The organism is Kitasatospora sp. NPDC001660, from assembly GCF_053596725.1.
The window spans coordinates 325,159-339,733 of the sequence record NZ_JBSFGU010000002.1; the positions used below are offsets into that span (position 1 = coordinate 325,159).

Annotated in this window: 15 protein-coding genes; 7 read left to right on the plus strand and 8 right to left on the minus strand. The window is 71.9% G+C overall.

What is annotated here, in order from left to right; genetic code table 11:
• Window positions 1–13 precede the first annotated feature (13 nt).
• Window positions 14–457 carry a methylmalonyl-CoA epimerase gene (gene mce / locus ACWCXH_RS03405; RefSeq protein ID WP_449799618.1) on the minus strand — a complete coding sequence of 148 codons (444 nt, stop codon included), beginning with the start codon at window positions 455–457 and terminating at the stop codon, window positions 14–16.
• Between the two features lie 271 nt (window positions 458–728).
• On the opposite strand from mce, the gene ACWCXH_RS03410 reads away from it, so the two are divergent.
• A complete protein-coding gene (locus tag ACWCXH_RS03410) occupies window positions 729–1,922 on the plus strand; it encodes an acetyl-CoA C-acetyltransferase (protein ID WP_449799619.1) in 1,194 nt (397 codons plus the stop codon).
• Window positions 1,923–1,998: 76 nt separating this feature from the next.
• Complete coding sequence (gene meaB / locus ACWCXH_RS03415) at window positions 1,999–2,958, plus strand: methylmalonyl Co-A mutase-associated GTPase MeaB (protein ID WP_449799620.1); 960 nt, start codon at window positions 1,999–2,001, stop codon at window positions 2,956–2,958.
• 51 nt (window positions 2,959–3,009) lie between these two features.
• Here meaB and ACWCXH_RS03420 read toward each other — a convergent pair whose 3' ends face one another.
• The 5 genes from ACWCXH_RS03420 to ACWCXH_RS03440 all read right to left on the minus strand — a co-directional run bounded on the left by ACWCXH_RS03420 (window position 3,010) and on the right by ACWCXH_RS03440 (window position 6,524).
• On the minus strand, window positions 3,010–3,525 hold the full coding sequence (locus tag ACWCXH_RS03420) for a MarR family winged helix-turn-helix transcriptional regulator (protein WP_449799621.1): 516 nt from the start codon (window positions 3,523–3,525) through the stop codon (window positions 3,010–3,012).
• 63 nt (window positions 3,526–3,588) lie between these two features.
• Window positions 3,589–4,323: an AIM24 family protein gene (locus ACWCXH_RS03425; protein ID WP_449799668.1), complete on the minus strand. Its 735-nt coding sequence runs from the start codon at window positions 4,321–4,323 to the stop codon at window positions 3,589–3,591.
• 74 nt (window positions 4,324–4,397) lie between these two features.
• Window positions 4,398–5,048, minus strand: a complete 651-nt coding sequence (locus ACWCXH_RS03430) for an AIM24 family protein (RefSeq protein ID WP_449799622.1) — start codon at window positions 5,046–5,048, stop codon at window positions 4,398–4,400.
• Window positions 5,048–5,686, minus strand: a complete 639-nt coding sequence (locus tag ACWCXH_RS03435; RefSeq protein ID WP_449799623.1) for an AIM24 family protein — start codon at window positions 5,684–5,686, stop codon at window positions 5,048–5,050. Before ACWCXH_RS03435 ends, ACWCXH_RS03430 begins: the two co-directional genes overlap by 1 nt.
• A gap of 43 nt (window positions 5,687–5,729) precedes the next feature.
• Window positions 5,730–6,524 carry a DUF2127 domain-containing protein gene (locus tag ACWCXH_RS03440; RefSeq protein WP_449799624.1) on the minus strand — a complete coding sequence of 265 codons (795 nt, stop codon included), beginning with the start codon at window positions 6,522–6,524 and terminating at the stop codon, window positions 5,730–5,732.
• Between the two features lie 281 nt (window positions 6,525–6,805).
• Here ACWCXH_RS03440 and ACWCXH_RS03445 point away from each other — a divergent pair, with 281 nt between their 5' ends.
• Complete coding sequence (locus ACWCXH_RS03445; protein ID WP_449799669.1) at window positions 6,806–7,120, plus strand: DUF3817 domain-containing protein; 315 nt, start codon at window positions 6,806–6,808, stop codon at window positions 7,118–7,120.
• A 202-nt stretch (window positions 7,121–7,322) separates the two neighbouring features.
• On the opposite strand, the gene ACWCXH_RS03450 is transcribed toward ACWCXH_RS03445, so the two are convergent.
• Window positions 7,323–8,960: a M4 family metallopeptidase gene (locus tag ACWCXH_RS03450; protein WP_449799625.1), complete on the minus strand. Its 1,638-nt coding sequence runs from the start codon at window positions 8,958–8,960 to the stop codon at window positions 7,323–7,325.
• Window positions 8,961–9,456: 496 nt separating this feature from the next.
• On the opposite strand from ACWCXH_RS03450, the gene ACWCXH_RS03455 reads away from it, so the two are divergent.
• The 3 genes from ACWCXH_RS03455 (at window position 9,457) to ACWCXH_RS03465 (ending at window position 12,282) form a co-directional block, all read left to right on the plus strand.
• Complete coding sequence (locus ACWCXH_RS03455; protein ID WP_449799626.1) at window positions 9,457–10,005, plus strand: MarR family winged helix-turn-helix transcriptional regulator; 549 nt, start codon at window positions 9,457–9,459, stop codon at window positions 10,003–10,005.
• 77 nt (window positions 10,006–10,082) lie between these two features.
• A complete protein-coding gene (locus tag ACWCXH_RS03460; RefSeq protein ID WP_449799627.1) occupies window positions 10,083–10,424 on the plus strand; it encodes a DUF3817 domain-containing protein in 342 nt (113 codons plus the stop codon).
• Between the two features lie 172 nt (window positions 10,425–10,596).
• The gene (locus ACWCXH_RS03465) at window positions 10,597–12,282 is read left to right on the plus strand and encodes an acyl-CoA mutase large subunit family protein (RefSeq protein WP_449799628.1); all 1,686 of its coding nucleotides are present in this window, start codon (window positions 10,597–10,599) and stop codon (window positions 12,280–12,282) included.
• 86 nt (window positions 12,283–12,368) lie between these two features.
• On the opposite strand, the gene ACWCXH_RS03470 is transcribed toward ACWCXH_RS03465, so the two are convergent.
• Window positions 12,369–13,013 (minus strand): TetR/AcrR family transcriptional regulator, encoded by a 645-nt coding sequence (locus tag ACWCXH_RS03470; RefSeq protein ID WP_449799670.1) that lies wholly within the window; start codon window positions 13,011–13,013, stop codon window positions 12,369–12,371.
• A gap of 434 nt (window positions 13,014–13,447) precedes the next feature.
• Here ACWCXH_RS03470 and ACWCXH_RS03475 point away from each other — a divergent pair, with 434 nt between their 5' ends.
• Complete coding sequence (locus tag ACWCXH_RS03475; protein WP_449799629.1) at window positions 13,448–14,449, plus strand: tetratricopeptide repeat protein; 1,002 nt, start codon at window positions 13,448–13,450, stop codon at window positions 14,447–14,449.
• Window positions 14,450–14,575: the final 126 nt, after the last annotated feature.

Below are 14,575 nucleotides of genomic sequence, written 5' to 3' on the forward strand. Positions count from 1 at the left end.
CACCCCGGGGGTTTCAGTGCTCCTCGTGGGCACCCGGTTCGGCCGAGGTGACCAGCTCGGTCAGGACGCCACCGCAGTCCTTGGGGTGCAGGAAGGTGATCCGCGAGCCCATCGAGCCGATCCGCGGCTGGTCGTACAGGACCCGGACGCCCTTGGCCCGGATCGCCTCCGCGTCGCCGTCCACGTCGGCGGTGCCGAAGGCGATGTGGTGGACGCCCTCGCCGTTCTTCTCCAGCCACTTGGCGACGGTCGAGTCGGGCCGGGTGGGCTCCAGCAGCTGGAGGTAGGAGGCGCCGCCGTCGCCGGTGTCGTTGATCTTGAGCATCGCCTCGCGGACGCCCTGCTCCTCGTTGACCTCGCTGTGGAACACCTCGAAGCCGTACGTGGCGCGGTAGAACTCGACCGTCTTGTCGAGGTCTCGGCAGGCGATGCCGATGTGGTCGATACGGGTCAGCACGGCGACCTCCGGTGGGCGGGCTGGGGAGCGTGAGGGAAAGCTCGGGGAAAGAAATGTGCCACCAGTGCAGCGCATCGCGCTCGACCGGCGCCAGCGCCGGACGTGCGAGCCTGCTCACACGTCCGGGGTTCACCCGGACCGCGTTGACACGGTGTTGACTGGATGGTGCCAGTGCGCTCGATCACACCGCCGCTCCGGTGACGGGCGGGTAACAGGTCAGTACATTGAGCGGCATCCTCACCTGGCCACGACGTGCGAAGGGGCCCGTCCCATGACCAACACCACCTCTGTGATCGTTGCCGGTGCCCGGACCCCCATGGGCCGCCTGCTCGGCTCGCTCAAGGGCTTCTCCGGCGCCGAGCTCGGCGGCGTCGCGATCAAGGGCGCGCTGGAGCGGGCCGGGATCACGGGGGAGCAGGTCCAGTACGTGATCATGGGCCAGGTGCTCCAGGCCGGCGCCGGCCAGATCCCGGCCCGCCAGGCCGCCGTCAAGGCCGGCATCCCGATGAGCGTCCCGGCGCTGACCGTCAACAAGGTCTGCCTCTCCGGTCTGGACGCCATCGCCCTGGCCGACCAGCTGATCCGGGCCGGCGAGTTCGACATCGTGGTGGCCGGCGGCCAGGAGTCGATGACCAACGCCCCGCACCTGCTGCCGAAGTCCCGCGAGGGCTACAAGTACGGCGCGGTGGAACTGCTGGACGCCATGGCGTACGACGGCCTCACCGACGCCTACGAGAACATCCCGATGGGCGAGTCCACCGAGAAGCACAACGCCCGCCTCGGCATCGGCCGCGAGGTCCAGGACGAGATCGCCGCCGCCTCCCACCAGCGCGCCGCCAAGGCCCAGGCCGACGGCCTCTTCGACGCCGAGATCGTCCCGGTGCCGATCCCGCAGCGCAAGGGCGAGCCGGTCCTGTTCGGCCAGGACGAGGGCATCCGCGCGGACACCACCGTCGAGGGCCTCGCCAGGCTGCGCCCGGCCTTCGCCAAGGACGGCACGATCACGGCCGGCTCCGCCTCGCAGATCTCGGACGGCGCCGCCGCCGTGGTCGTGATGAGCAAGGCCAAGGCCGAGGAGCTGGGCCTGACCTGGATCGCCGAGATCGGCGCCCACGGCAACGTGGCCGGCCCGGACAACTCGCTGCAGTCCCAGCCGTCCAACGCGATCAAGCACGCGCTGGCCAAGGACGGCCTGACCGTGGCCGACCTCGACCTGATCGAGATCAACGAGGCCTTCGCGGCCGTCGCCCACCAGTCGATGCGGGACCTGGGCGTCTCCTCGGAGATCGTCAACGTCAACGGCGGCGCGATCGCGCTCGGCCACCCGATCGGCATGTCCGGCGCCCGCCTGGTGCTGCACCTGGCCCTGGAGCTCCAGCGGCGCGGCGGCGGTGTCGGCGCGGCCGCGCTGTGCGGCGGCGGCGGCCAGGGCGACGCCCTGATCATCCGGGTTCCGAAGGCCTGATCATCCGACCTCTCCGGGGCTGCGGACCGCCACGAGCGGTCCGTGGCCCCGTCGGCATCCGTGCAAGGAGCACCCGATGATCGATGTCGCCACGCTGGTCGAACAGGCCCGGCAAGGCCGACCGCGCGCCGTCGCCCGGCTCATCACGCTGGTCGAGAACGCCGCCCCGGAGCTGCGCGAGGTCATGGCCGCGCTCGCTCCGCACACCGGACGCGCCTACACCGTGGGCCTCACCGGCTCCCCCGGCGTGGGCAAGTCCACCTCCACCTCGGCGCTGGTCTCCGCCTACCGGCGGCTCGGCAAGCGGGTCGGGGTGCTGGCCGTCGACCCGTCCTCGCCGTTCTCCGGCGGCGCCCTGCTCGGCGACCGGGTCCGGATGCAGGAGCACGCCACCGACCCCGAGGTCTTCATCCGCTCGATGGCCACTCGCGGCCACCTCGGCGGTCTGTCCTGGGCCGCGCCGCAGGCGCTGCGGGTGCTGGACGCGGCCGGCTGCGACGTGATCCTGGTGGAGACCGTCGGCGTCGGCCAGTCCGAGGTGGAGATCGCCGCCCAGGCCGACACCACCGTCGTGCTGCTCGCCCCCGGGATGGGCGACGGCATCCAGGCCGCCAAGGCCGGGATCCTGGAGATCGGCGACCTCTTCGTGGTCAACAAGGCCGACCGGGACGGCGCCGACGCCACCGCCCGGGAGCTGAACCACATGCTCGGCCTCGGCGAGGCCCGCGAGCCCGGCGACTGGCGGCCGCCGATCGTCAAGACCGTCGCGGCCCGCGGCGAGGGCGTGGACGAGGTCGTCGAGGCGCTGGAGAAGCACCGCGCCTGGCTGGAGGAGCACGACGAGCTGGCGGTGCGCCGCCGCCGGCGGGCCGCCGACGAGATCGAGGCGATCGCGCTGGCCGAGCTCCGCGCCCGGATCGGCGACCTGCGCGGGGACCGGCACCTGGCCGGGCTGGCCGAGCGGGTCGTCGCGGGCGAGCTGGACCCGTACGGCGCCGCCGACGCGCTGGTGGCGGGGTTGACCGCCCAGGCCTGAGCACGCCGCGAGAAGGGCCGGCCCGGTTTTCGGGCCGGCCCTTCTGCGCGTCTACGAGCGGCCGCGCAGGCCGCGCAGGTGCTCGGCGATCGGCGCCAGCGCGTCGTACATGGCGTCCAGCTGCTCCGGGGTGAAGCGGTCGATGAAGTGCGCCCGGACGCTGCGCACGTGGTCCGGGGCGACCCGCTGCATCGTCTCCCAGCCCTGCTCGGTGAGGTGGGCGTAGAGGCCGCGGCGGTCGCCCGGGCACTCCTGGCGGAGCACCAGCCCGGCCGTCTCCATGCGCGTGATCTGGTGCGAGAGCCGGCTCTTGGACTGCAGGGTGGCGGTCGCGAGGTCGGTCATCCGCATCCGGCGGTCGGGCGCCTCGGAGAGGACGACCAGGATCTCGTAGTCGTTGATCGCCAGGTTGTGGGGCTGGAGCTCGCGGCTGAGCTGGTATTCCAGCAGCTTGGCGACCTCCAGATGGGCGCGCCACATCCGCTGCTCCCGGGCGTTCAGCCAGGGCGTCTCGTCCTCGGGCTGCGACGCGGGGGCGTCCGCGGTGTCGGTGGGGTGCGTATCCATGGCGTCAGCATACCCGATTTAGTTAAATCTTGTACGAGTTCACGGGGCGAAACATCCTCCGGCTCAGGGTACCGAGCCTTCGGTGCCCACGAGGCCGGCCGGCCGCTCGGCCAGCAGGCGCTCGGTGGACTGCAGCAGCACCTGGCCGGCGCCGACGAACTCGAACTGGTGCTCCTCGCCGGACACCCCGCCCAGCCCGGTCAGCCGCCGCAGGCCGCCGACCACGCCGTGCAGGTAGTCGTGGTCGTAGTGGTGGCAGGGTGCCGGGCAGTCCGCCCAGCCGACCAGCGCCTGCGGGTCCACCCGGATCGGCGGCTCGACGAAGTGCACCGGGCCGTTGGACGCGGCGACGAAGCGGCCGGTGCCGAGCAGGGTCAGGAAGCCCGGGACGATCGACTGCTTGAGCCGCAGCGCGGGGTCGAAGGCGAGCAGGTTGCCCGAGCGGACGGTCAGGTTGCCGTCGTCCAGGTCGTAGGAGTTGAGGTCGTAGGCGCGGTCCGCCAGCAGCAGCTTGCCGCGGCCCCGGGCGACCACCCAGTCGGCCGCGTGCAGGGGCGAGTTGAAGTGCCGGCCGAGGGCCCGGTCGAGCGCGCCGGCGCCGACGCCCTGGAAGGAGATGTCGCCGTAGTAGGCGATCATCTTGCCCTTCTGCAGGAAGTACGAGCCGTTCAGGTCGACCGAGAACGCGTACGGGTTGACGTTGTCGTCGACCGGCAGGGTGTGCGCGTCGTGGACGACCGGGCCGGCGCCGTCCCGAGGCTCCGGGAGGGGTACCGAGAGGTCGTACTGGGTGGGCATCGGGATCGCGAGGCCTGGCTGGGTCGGCTGGTCGTAGGGCGACTGCCCGTACGGCGGCTGGGACGGGTGGGACATCAGAGCTTCTCCTCGCTCGCCTGGACGTACACCACGCCGTGCCCGTCCAGCTCCAGCTGGAACGCCTCGCCGGAGCCGCGGCCGATGAACTCGCGCCAGCCCAGCGCGGTGGAGAGCCGGTTGCGCACCTCGCCGCGGTGGGCGACGTAGGCCTGCGGGTCGACGTGCACCGGCTGCCCGGGGACGATCGGCAACTCGAAGACGCCGCCGTGCGCCATCACCGCGACCGCGCCGTGCCCGTCCAGCCGGGTGGTGAACAGGCCCTGGCCGGTGGCCTGGCCGCGGACGACGCCCATCACCCCGCCCTGCGCGCCCAGGAACGTGGTGGACTGGCGGAGCGAGCCCTCGAAGGCCAGCAGCCGGTCCGCCTCGACGTACAGGGCGTCCCCGGTCAGGTCGATCACGTGCACGTGGTGGCCGCCGTGGCCGAACAGGACGCTGCCCCGGCCCTCGACGGTCATCAGCGGGGTGTCCTCGTTCGCCACGCGGCGGCCGATCATCGACATCACCCCGCCCTGTCCGCCGGTGATGTTCGGTGTGAAGCGGACGTCCCCGGTGTACGCGATCATCGCGCCGCGCTGGCTGAACAGTCTTTGCCCGGGCAGGACCTGCGCCTCGACCAGCTTGCCGTTGAGCTGCCGGAAGGCCATCAGACGTCACCCCCGGGGGTGTGCTTCTCCGACGGCTGCACGTACACCAGGCCCTCGCCGGTGAACTCCACCTGGACGGCCTCGCCGCCGCCCTCGCCGATCGCCGTCGTCCAGCCCGCCCCGGACCGCAGGCTGCGGTGCAGGCTGCCGGTGTGCGCCACGTACGCGCCCGGGTCCACCCGTAGCGGCATGTCCCTGCCGACCCGCAGGACGACGGCCGGCCCGTTCGACGTGACGGCGGCCCAGCCGTGGCCCTCGACCGTGGTGGTGAACAGGCCGTTGCCGGAGGAGACGCCGTTCAGGCCGGTGAAGGTGGTGCCGGTGCGCAGCGTGGCCTCGGTGCAGAGCAGGTTGTCCGCCTCGACGTGGAGCGTCTCGCCGGACAGCCGGACCAGGTTGATCTCGGTGGCCCGGTCGGCGAAGTAGCAGGTGCCCCGCCCCTTGACCTCCATCACCGCCATCTGCTCGCCGGTCAGCCGGCGGGCGACGACGCCGCGCAGGCCGTCGCCGCCGCCGGTCAGCTTCTTGAAGGTCATCTGCCCGGTGTAGGCGACCATCGAGCCGTTCCTGGCCTTGACGGCGTCGCCCGCCAGCTCGACGGCGAGTACCCGGGACCCCTGGAGTCTGAACTGTGCCACGGCCGCAATGTAACCGGAGCGGCCGTGGCCGGGGGAGAGGGTCCTAGGTGCGCGCGTGCGCGCCCCGGGGCGGCGTGGCGGTGCCGGCCGACTGCTCGACCTCCAGCAGCGAGGCCGAGTGGCGCTCCGCCTCGAAGGCGACCGCGCCGCCGCGCAGGCCGAACAGCCGCTTGGAGAGCATGATCCAGACCACCGCGGCGATGTTGAGGAGCAGCGTGCAGATCTTCAGCACGCTCACCTTCTCGTGCAGTTCGTAGCCCTCCAGCGGGAGGAAGGCGGCGGTCGCGATGACGGTCAGGTACTCGGCCCAGCGCCTGCCCAGCCAGAGGCCGAAGGCCTCGACGATCTCGATCAGCGCGTAGGCGACCAGCGCGCCGGCGACGATCAGCAGGGTGCTCTTCTTGTAGTCGAAGGTCTTCCGGATCGTGTCGACGATCGGGGAGTGCTCGATGTCCCAGTTGAAGTGCTCGGTGACCGGCTTGAAGACGGTCAGGTCCTGGTCGAAGACCCGGTGCACGGCGTCCTGGCTGTTGGAGAACTTCCAGACGGCGAAGGCGACGACGAGGATCAGGACGCCGCGCAGGATCCGCTCGACGGCCAGGAAGCGCAGGATGAAGATGTCGCGCAGGGCCTTGCCGCGCGGCACCAGCGGGGCGTTCGCGGCCGGGCCGGAGCCGTGCGGGGCGCCGAGGGCGAAGTCCCCGCAGCGCAGGCAGCGCCAGGCGTCGCCGAGGGCGGTCGCGGCGTGCAGCCGGGAGGCCAGCTCGGGCTCGGCAGGTGCGTACGTCACGTGGCCGCGCTTGGCGCAGGTCCTTCGGTCCCAGTCCCGCTTGAACATCGGTGGCTACCCCCGTCGTGCGATGCGTACGGCGCCCGGTTCGCCGGGCGCGCGGGCAGCAGGATAGGGGCAGCGGGCGGCACCGCGCCGCGACCGGCGGCGTTCTGGGGCGCCTTTGTGACATCGAGCACCCCGGTCGTGCTGTCGGGCACCCCGGCGGCGGGTTCGGACGTGCGCTCGGTGATAATGGCCGGAGGCTTGTGAGCCGGTTCACAAGCGATCACCGTCGATCACTCGTGATCTCCGGCCCCCGCTCCTCCGACCCCCGCATCGAGGTACCCATCGTGAACAGCAGCGCCGTCCACCGCCTGCGCCTGGTCTCCGGCCCCGAAGGGGTCTCGTTCGTCCTGCTGCTGATCTGCTCGGTGCTGAAACGGACCACCAGCTTCGACGCCGTCCCGGTGATGGGCATGGTCCACGGGATCCTGTTCATCCTGTACGCGGTCTTCTGGATCCAGGCCTGGCAGGCGCAGAAGTGGGACCGCAAGCGCGGCATCCTGCTGTTCGTCCTGTCGGTGATCCCGCTCGGCGGCCTCGTCGCCGAGCGGATGCTCGGCAAGGAGGAGCGCGGGGAGCTGGAGCCGGCCACCGCCTGAGCACTCTCGCGCGCGCAGCCGGCCGACAGGCTGTCGCGGCCTCCTCTCCCAAGGGCCGCGACAGCCTGTCGCCGTTTCCGGGGGTGGCTCCGCCAGAAGCATGACAATTCGTGGCGGGGAAGAACAGGGCGCCTCGGGGGGCCAGGAAAAGGCCCTGCGGACGTCCGGACGTACGGACGTCCGCAGGGCCTTGGGCCGTGCGTCAGTTGACGTTGACCGCGCTCCACGCGGCCGCGACCGCCTTGTACTCGGCGCTGGTGGCGCCGTACAGGTCCGCCGCCGCCTTGAGGGAGCCGGTGCGGGCACCCGCGTAGTTGGTGGTGGACGTGAAGTAGACGGTCAGCGCGCGGTACCAGATCTTCGCGGCCTTGTCCCGGCCGATGCCGGTGACCGTCGAGCCGTTGGCCGTCGGGCTGTTGTAGCTGAAGCCGTTGAGCGTCTTCGCGCCGCTGCCCTCGGACAGCAGGTAGAAGAAGTGGTTCGCGACGCCGGACGAGTAGTGGACGTCCAGGTTGCCGACGCCCGAGTACCAGGAGTCGGCCGAGGAGCCGTCCTTGCTGGGCTTGTCCATGTAGCGCAGCGGGGTGCCGTTGCCGTTGAGGTTGAGCTGGATGCCGATGAAGTAGTTCGGCGGGGTGGAGGGCAGGTTGGCGTAGAACTCGACCATCTTGCCGAAGATGTCGGAGGTCGCCTCGTTGAGGCCGCCGGACTCGCCCGAGTAGTTGAGGCCCGCGGTCGCGGAGGTGACGCCGTGGGTCATCTCGTGGCCGGCCACGTCCAGCGCGGTCAGCGGGTGGGTGTTGCCGGAGCCGTCGCCGTAGGTCATGCAGAAGCAGGTGTCGCTCCAGAAGGCGTTGACGTAGTTCGAGCCGTAGTGGACCCGGCTGGTGGCGCCGACGCCGTTGTTCTTGATGCCGTTGCGGCCGAAGGTGTTCTTGTAGAAGTCCCACGTGGTCGCGGCGCCGAACTGGGCGTCCACGGCGGCGGATTCGGAGTTGGACGGGCTGCCGTTGCCGAAGGCGTCCGTCGTGTTGGCGTAGAGCGTGCCGGAGCCGGAGGTCCTGTTCTTCAGGTTGCTGGTGGACTGCCCGCCGCGGGTGGCGTCCTTCAGCTGGTAGGACGAGCCGCTCTGGGTGGTCGTGAGCGGGACCTTGCCGACGAAGACGCCGGTGCCGCTGCCGGCCGCGGTCTGCACCTGCTCGTGGGTGGACAGCACCTCGCCGGAGGCCGCGTCGGTGACCAGCAGCTGGCTGCTCGGGGTGCCGTCGGCGCGGACGCCCTCGACGGTGGTCCGGTACGCGAGCCGCGGGTTGCCGTCGGAGGCCCAGACCACCAGCTCGGGCTTGCCGGTCTGGTGGACGGCCGTCAGCGGGGACTCGTCCTCGTCGGCGGCGATGCCGACGGTCGCCTGCACCGCGCCGCTCGCCTGCGCCGCGGCCCGGTCGGCGGGGATCTCCGGGGTGAGGCTCGGCACGTCGATCCGGGCGGCTATCGCCTTGTCGACCGACTGGACGGTGCCGCCGGCGCTCTGGTGGACCACCAGGTCGCCGCCGAGCACGGGCAGGCCGGCGAAGGTGCGTTCGAAGCGGAGGTGGCGGGTGCCGTCGGCGTCCACCACCGCGTCCTTGGCGACGAGTTGCTCCTGGCCGCCGAGGGCGAGCTGGTTGGCGAGCGGGCCGGCCTGGTCGCCGGCCAGCGCGAGCGCCGCGGCGTACTGCTGGGCGGCCTGCGCCTGGAGCGCGGGCGCCGGGGTCGCCACGGCGGCTGAGCCCACCTGGACGACGCCGGTCAGGAGGGCGGTGGCGGAGAGTACGGCGACGGCTGCGAGCTTTCGCTTCACGTACGGGTCCTTCCGGGAAACCGCGGGTGCGCGGTCGCGCCGCGTCCCGGGGGCCGGGGTCGGCACCTTGGGGCGGAACGGGCGCTGACGTGCTGGGCAACCCCGTGCGGTCGTGCGGCGGCGCACCGGTGGGTGGGGGCGGTGGCCGCTGAACGGGGTTGGCGCAAAGCATGACAATCGAGCAAACGAAATGACAGGTCTCGTTCATGAATTGGCCAAGTCCCGCCAATGCGAAGCATTGTGAACGGGGCGACAAAACCGGCCAATTACCCCGCCTTTCGGCGGGTTACCGTTCGAACCGGGGCCTGCTAGCAGGCCGGGTCATTGATTCGGCGTCAACCGCCGTGCCACTGCCGCGCGTTGGCGGGCCGACACACCGCCGCAATGTCCTGGTATGGACCTGCCCGCCCGATTGGCGGGTTCCCGCCACGCGTCGCGCTTGTCCATCATCAGGACAGCTGGTAGCACACGTCCCTTCCGCCGGTACGGTTAGGAGGTGGCCAAGCCTCTCGCACTCGACTTCGACCCGATCGCCCGCGCCGACGAACTGTGGACCCGCCGCTGGGGCGGCGTCCCCTCGATGGCGGCGATCACCTCGATCATGCGCGCCCACCAGATCCTGCTCTCCCGGGTGGACGCGGTGCTCAAGCCGTACGGGCTGACCTTCGCCCGCTACGAGGCGCTGGTGCTGCTCACCTTCAGCCGGACCGGCGAGCTGTCGCTCTCCAAGATCGGCGAGCGGCTCATGGTCCACCCGACCAGCGTCACCAACACCGTCGACCGGCTGGAGCGGGCCGGCCTGGTCGCCCGCCGCCCCAACCCGCTGGACGGCCGCGGGGTGCTCGCGTCGATCACCGCGCGCGGTCGCGAGGTGGTCGAGGAGGCCACCCGGGAGCTCATGGCGATGGAGTTCGGGCTGGAGGAGTACGACGCCGGGCAGTGCCGCCAGGTGTTCGAGCTGCTCCGGCCGCTGCGGATCGCTGCCGGGGACTTCACCGAGGAGGGTGACGGAGCCGGCGAGGGGCCTGCGCCGGCCCGGCCGTGAGGGCGGCTACCCTCGTTCGGAGCGGTGCGCAGATCCGGACGTACCGGCCGATCCAGCCGAGCGAGGCGATGTAGAAGATGAAGGCGACCCCCCTGCTGGGCTGGTACCGGGCCCTGGCCGTCGCGACCGGTGTGGCGCTGCTGGTGTTCTGCGGCTTCATGGTCGCGAAGTACGGGTTCCACACGGCCGAGGACGTGACGACGTACGTCGCGATGCTGCACGGCTACCTGTACATCGGGTACTTCGTGGTGACCTTCCTGCTGGGCCAGAAGCTGAAGTGGCCGCTCGGCCGGCTGGTGCTGACCCTGGCGGCCGGCTGCATCCCGTTCCTGTCCTTCGTCTTCGAGCGCCGGGTGGCCCGCGAGGCCGCCGGAAGCCTGCCGGCCGGGTCGGACGCCCGCCAGCCGGCCGGCGTCTGAGCGCGGAAGCCTTCGAGGGCCCTCTTCCCCCGTTCGGGGGAAGAGGGCCTCGGTGTTTTTTCGCGGGCGGGTTCCGTCGACAAGTACTAGGACGTCCGAGTAAATTAGTAGGACGTCCTAATAGCTGTGCCGCCCCGGTGCCGTGGCGGCCGTACGGAGCGGAGTTCGGCCCATGGACGCCGAGGAGATCGAGCGCGGACGGCAGCGCTGGCAGCAGCGGTACGACGCCGCCCGCAAGCGCGACGCGGATTTCACCACCCTCTCCGGCGACGAGGTCGCGCCGGTGTACGGTCCGCCGGCCGGGCAGGCCCACGAGGGCTTCGAGCGGATCGGCTGGCCGGGCGAGTACCCGTTCACCCGCGGGCTGCACCCCACCGGCTACCGGGGCCGCACCTGGACCATCCGCCAGTTCGCCGGGTTCGGCAACGCCCAGCAGACCAACGAGCGCTACCGGATGATCCTGGAGGCCGGCGGCGGCGGCCTTTCGGTCGCCTTCGACATGCCGACCCTCATGGGCTACGACTCCGACGACCCCAAGTCGCTCGGCGAGGTCGGCCACTGCGGCGTGGCCATCGACTCCGCCGCCGACATGGAGGTGCTGTTCAAGGGCATCCCGCTCGGCGAGGTCACCACCTCGATGACGATCAGCGGCCCGGCCGTCCCGATCTTCTGCATGTACCTCGTCGCCGCCGAGCGCCAGGGCGTGGACCCGGCGGTGCTCAACGGCACCCTGCAGACGGACATCTTCAAGGAGTACATCGCCCAGAAGGAGTGGCTCTTCGCGCCCGAGCCGCACCTGCGCCTGATCGGCGACCTGATGGCGTACTGCGCGCAGGGCATCCCCGCGTACAAGCCGCTGTCCGTCTCCGGCTACCACATCCGCGAGGCCGGGGCGACGGCCGCGCAGGAGCTGGCGTACACGCTCGCGGACGGCTTCGCCTACGTCGAGCTGGGCCTGTCCCGCGGCCTGGACGTGGACGTCTTCGCGCCGGGCCTGTCCTTCTTCTTCGACGCGCACCTGGACTTCTTCGAGGAGATCGCCAAGTTCCGCGCCGCGCGCCGGATCTGGGCCCGCTGGATGCGCGACCGCTTCGGCGCGAAGACCGACAAGGCGCAGTGGCTGCGCTTCCACACCCAGACCGCCGGCGTCTCGCTCACCGCGCAGCAGCCGTACAACAACGTGGTCCGCACCGCCGTCGAGGCGCTGTCCGCGGTGCTCGGCGGCACCAACTCGCTGCACACCAACGCCCTGGACGAGACCCTCGCACTGCCCTCCGAGCAGGCCGCCGAGATCGCCCTGCGCACGCAGCAGGTGCTGATGGAGGAGACCGGCGTCGCCAACGTGGCCGACCCGCTGGGCGGTTCGTGGTACGTCGAGGCGCTGACCGACCGGATCGAGGAGCAGGCCGAGGCGATCTTCCAGCGGATCCTGGACAAGGGCCGGGAGGACCACGAGATCGGCCCGATCACCTCGGGCATCCTGCGCGGGATCGAGGAGGGCTGGTTCACCGGCGAGATCGCCGAGGCCGCCTTCCAGTACCAGCAGGCGGTGGAGAAGGGTGAGAAGCGCGTGGTCGGCGTCAACTGCCATCCGCGCAGCGTCACCCCCGAGCTGGAGATCCTGCGGGTCAGCCACGAGGTGGAGCGCGAGCAGGTGCGCGTCCTGGCCGGGCGCAAGGCGGCCCGGGACGAGGCGGCGGTGCGGGCCGGGCTGGACGCCATGCTGGCGGCGGCGCGCTCGGGCGAGTCGATGATCCCGCCCATGCTGGACGCGGTGCGCGCCGAGGCGACGCTCGGCGAGATCTGCAACGCGCTGCGGCAGGAGTGGGGCACGTACCGGGAGACGGCGGCCTTCTAGCCGTCCCGGCGCCTGTACACACGGCAGCCGCCCCGCACGGACGTTCGTGCGGGGCGGCTGCCGCATGCCCGCCGACGGGCCGGCGGTCAGCCGGTGGCGAGGCTCGGGAACGGGCCCAGCAGGAGGCTGGTGAAGCGGCGGGTCCACTCCGGGGTGATCGGCTCGCCGCTGACCAGGACGCGGTGCTCGACCGTGCCCGCGATGGTGTCGAAGATGATGTCGATCTCCTCGCCGGCCGCCAGCGGGTCGGTGTCCGCGGCGAGTTCGCCGCGCGCCTGGGCCGCCGCCCGGCCCTGGCGGACGAGCCGCTTCTGCGGGTCGACGATGGCCTCCCGGATCCGCCGGCGCAGCTGCCGGTCGCGGGTGCCCTCGGCGAACAGCGCGAGCAGCGCGGCCTGGGTCTCGGGCCGGGCCAGCAGGTCGGCGAACTGGGCCACCACGGCCTCGATGTCGGCACGCAGGCTGCCGAGATCGGGCATCACGAGCTCGTCGAAGAGGCTGGCGACGGCGTCCACGACGAGTTCGTTCTTCGACGGCCAGCGGCGGTAGAGGGTGGTCTTGGCGACCTTGGCGCGGGTGGCGACGTGGCCCATGGTGAGCCCGCCCCAGCCGAGCTCGGCGAGCGCCTCGCGGGTCGCGTCGAGGATCGCGAGGTCGGCGGCGGCGCTGCGCGGGCGCCCCTTGGCCCGGGTCGCGCCGGACTCCGCCGGGGCGCCCTCCGCCGCCGGCACCGCCGCGGCGGACGGGGTCGCGGCGGTCGCCGGGGTCACGGGGGGCTGGGCGGCCGGCACCGGGCCTCCTTGCACATGTACTGGTAAGTAACTTGGGTGGGGCTGGTAACGGTAGCGAGTGTCCGCCGCTTCGGACAGCCGGGCGGTCCGCGAAAGTGGGGCAGGTCACGTCGCGGAACGGCCGGTGGGGCTTGCGGGCGGGGCCCTCGCTCCAGTTACGCTACGACTCGTAGCGAAAGCAGTGACAACCAGGTGCCGTGTCCCGTGGGACGGGAGCGGCGCGGGTGCGGGTGGGGATCCGCGCCGGAGGTTCAGGGCTACTGGGGTTTTGGGGAACGGCACGAGGCTCCGGGGAGCGGCGCCGCGCAGCCCGCGCGGGGCGACTTTCCCGAGGTTGGTGCTCGCAGGCGGCGCGGACGGGGGAGGATGGTGCCATGCAGCCACGGAATTCGCGTCAGAACAGCTCCGCCCTGCGTGGTGCGGTCGACCTCGCCGCCGTGAAGGCGGCCGGCGAGGCAGCCCAGAAGGCCGAGCAGGCGCGGGCCGAGCGGGCCCGCCAGGCCGCCGCCGCCGAGGCGGCCGGCATCGCCCCCGCCGAGCCCGGTTACCAGCTCGTCGTCGACGTCACCGAGGACACCTTCGAGACCGAGGTCGTCCAGCGCTCCACCGAGGTGCCGGTCGTCATCGACTTCTGGGCCGAGTGGTGCGGCCCCTGCAAGCAGCTCAGCCCGATCCTGGAGGGCCTGGCCGAGGAGTACGCCGGCCGGTTCGTGCTCGCCAAGATCGACGTCGACGCCAACCCGATGATCTCCCAGCAGTTCGGCATCCAGGGCATCCCGGCCGTGATGGCCGTCGTGGCCGGCCAGCTGGTGCCGCTGTTCCAGGGCGCCGAGAGCGCGGCGAACGTCCGCAAGGTGCTGGACCAGCTGATCCTCGTCGCCGAGCAGCGCTTCGGCATCGTCGGCGGGGCGCTCGCCGCCGGCGCCGCGGACGGCGAGGCCGCCGGCGTCCCGCAGCGCTTCGAGGACCCGGCGCTCGCCGCCGCGCACGACGCGCTGGACCGCGGCGACCTGGGTGGCGCCATCCAGGCCTACAAGAACGTGCTGTCCGACCAGCCCGGCAACGCCGAGGCGAAGCTGGGCCTGGCCCAGGCCGAACTCCTGCACCGCGTCGAGGGGCTGGACCTCCAGGCCGTCCGGGCCGCGGCCGCGGGGGACCCGAAGAACGTCGAGGTGCAGCTCCAGGCGGCCGACCTGGACCTGGTCGGCGGCCACGTCGAGGACGCCTTCGGACGCCTGGTGGACACCGTCGGCCGGACCTTCGGCGCGGACCGGGACACCGTCCGGCTGCGCCTGCTGGAGCTGTTCGAGGTCATCGGCGTGGAGGACCCGCGCGTCGTGGTGGCCCGGGCGGCGCTGGCGCGCGTGCTGTTCTGATCGGGCGATCCGATCGCGGCGCCGGGCCCGGGCGGTGGCACGGCGGGTGACCTGCGGTGTCGCTGGTGATTTGGCGACAATCCGGGCAACCCGGCAGACGTTTACCAAATCTTGATTTCACCCGTG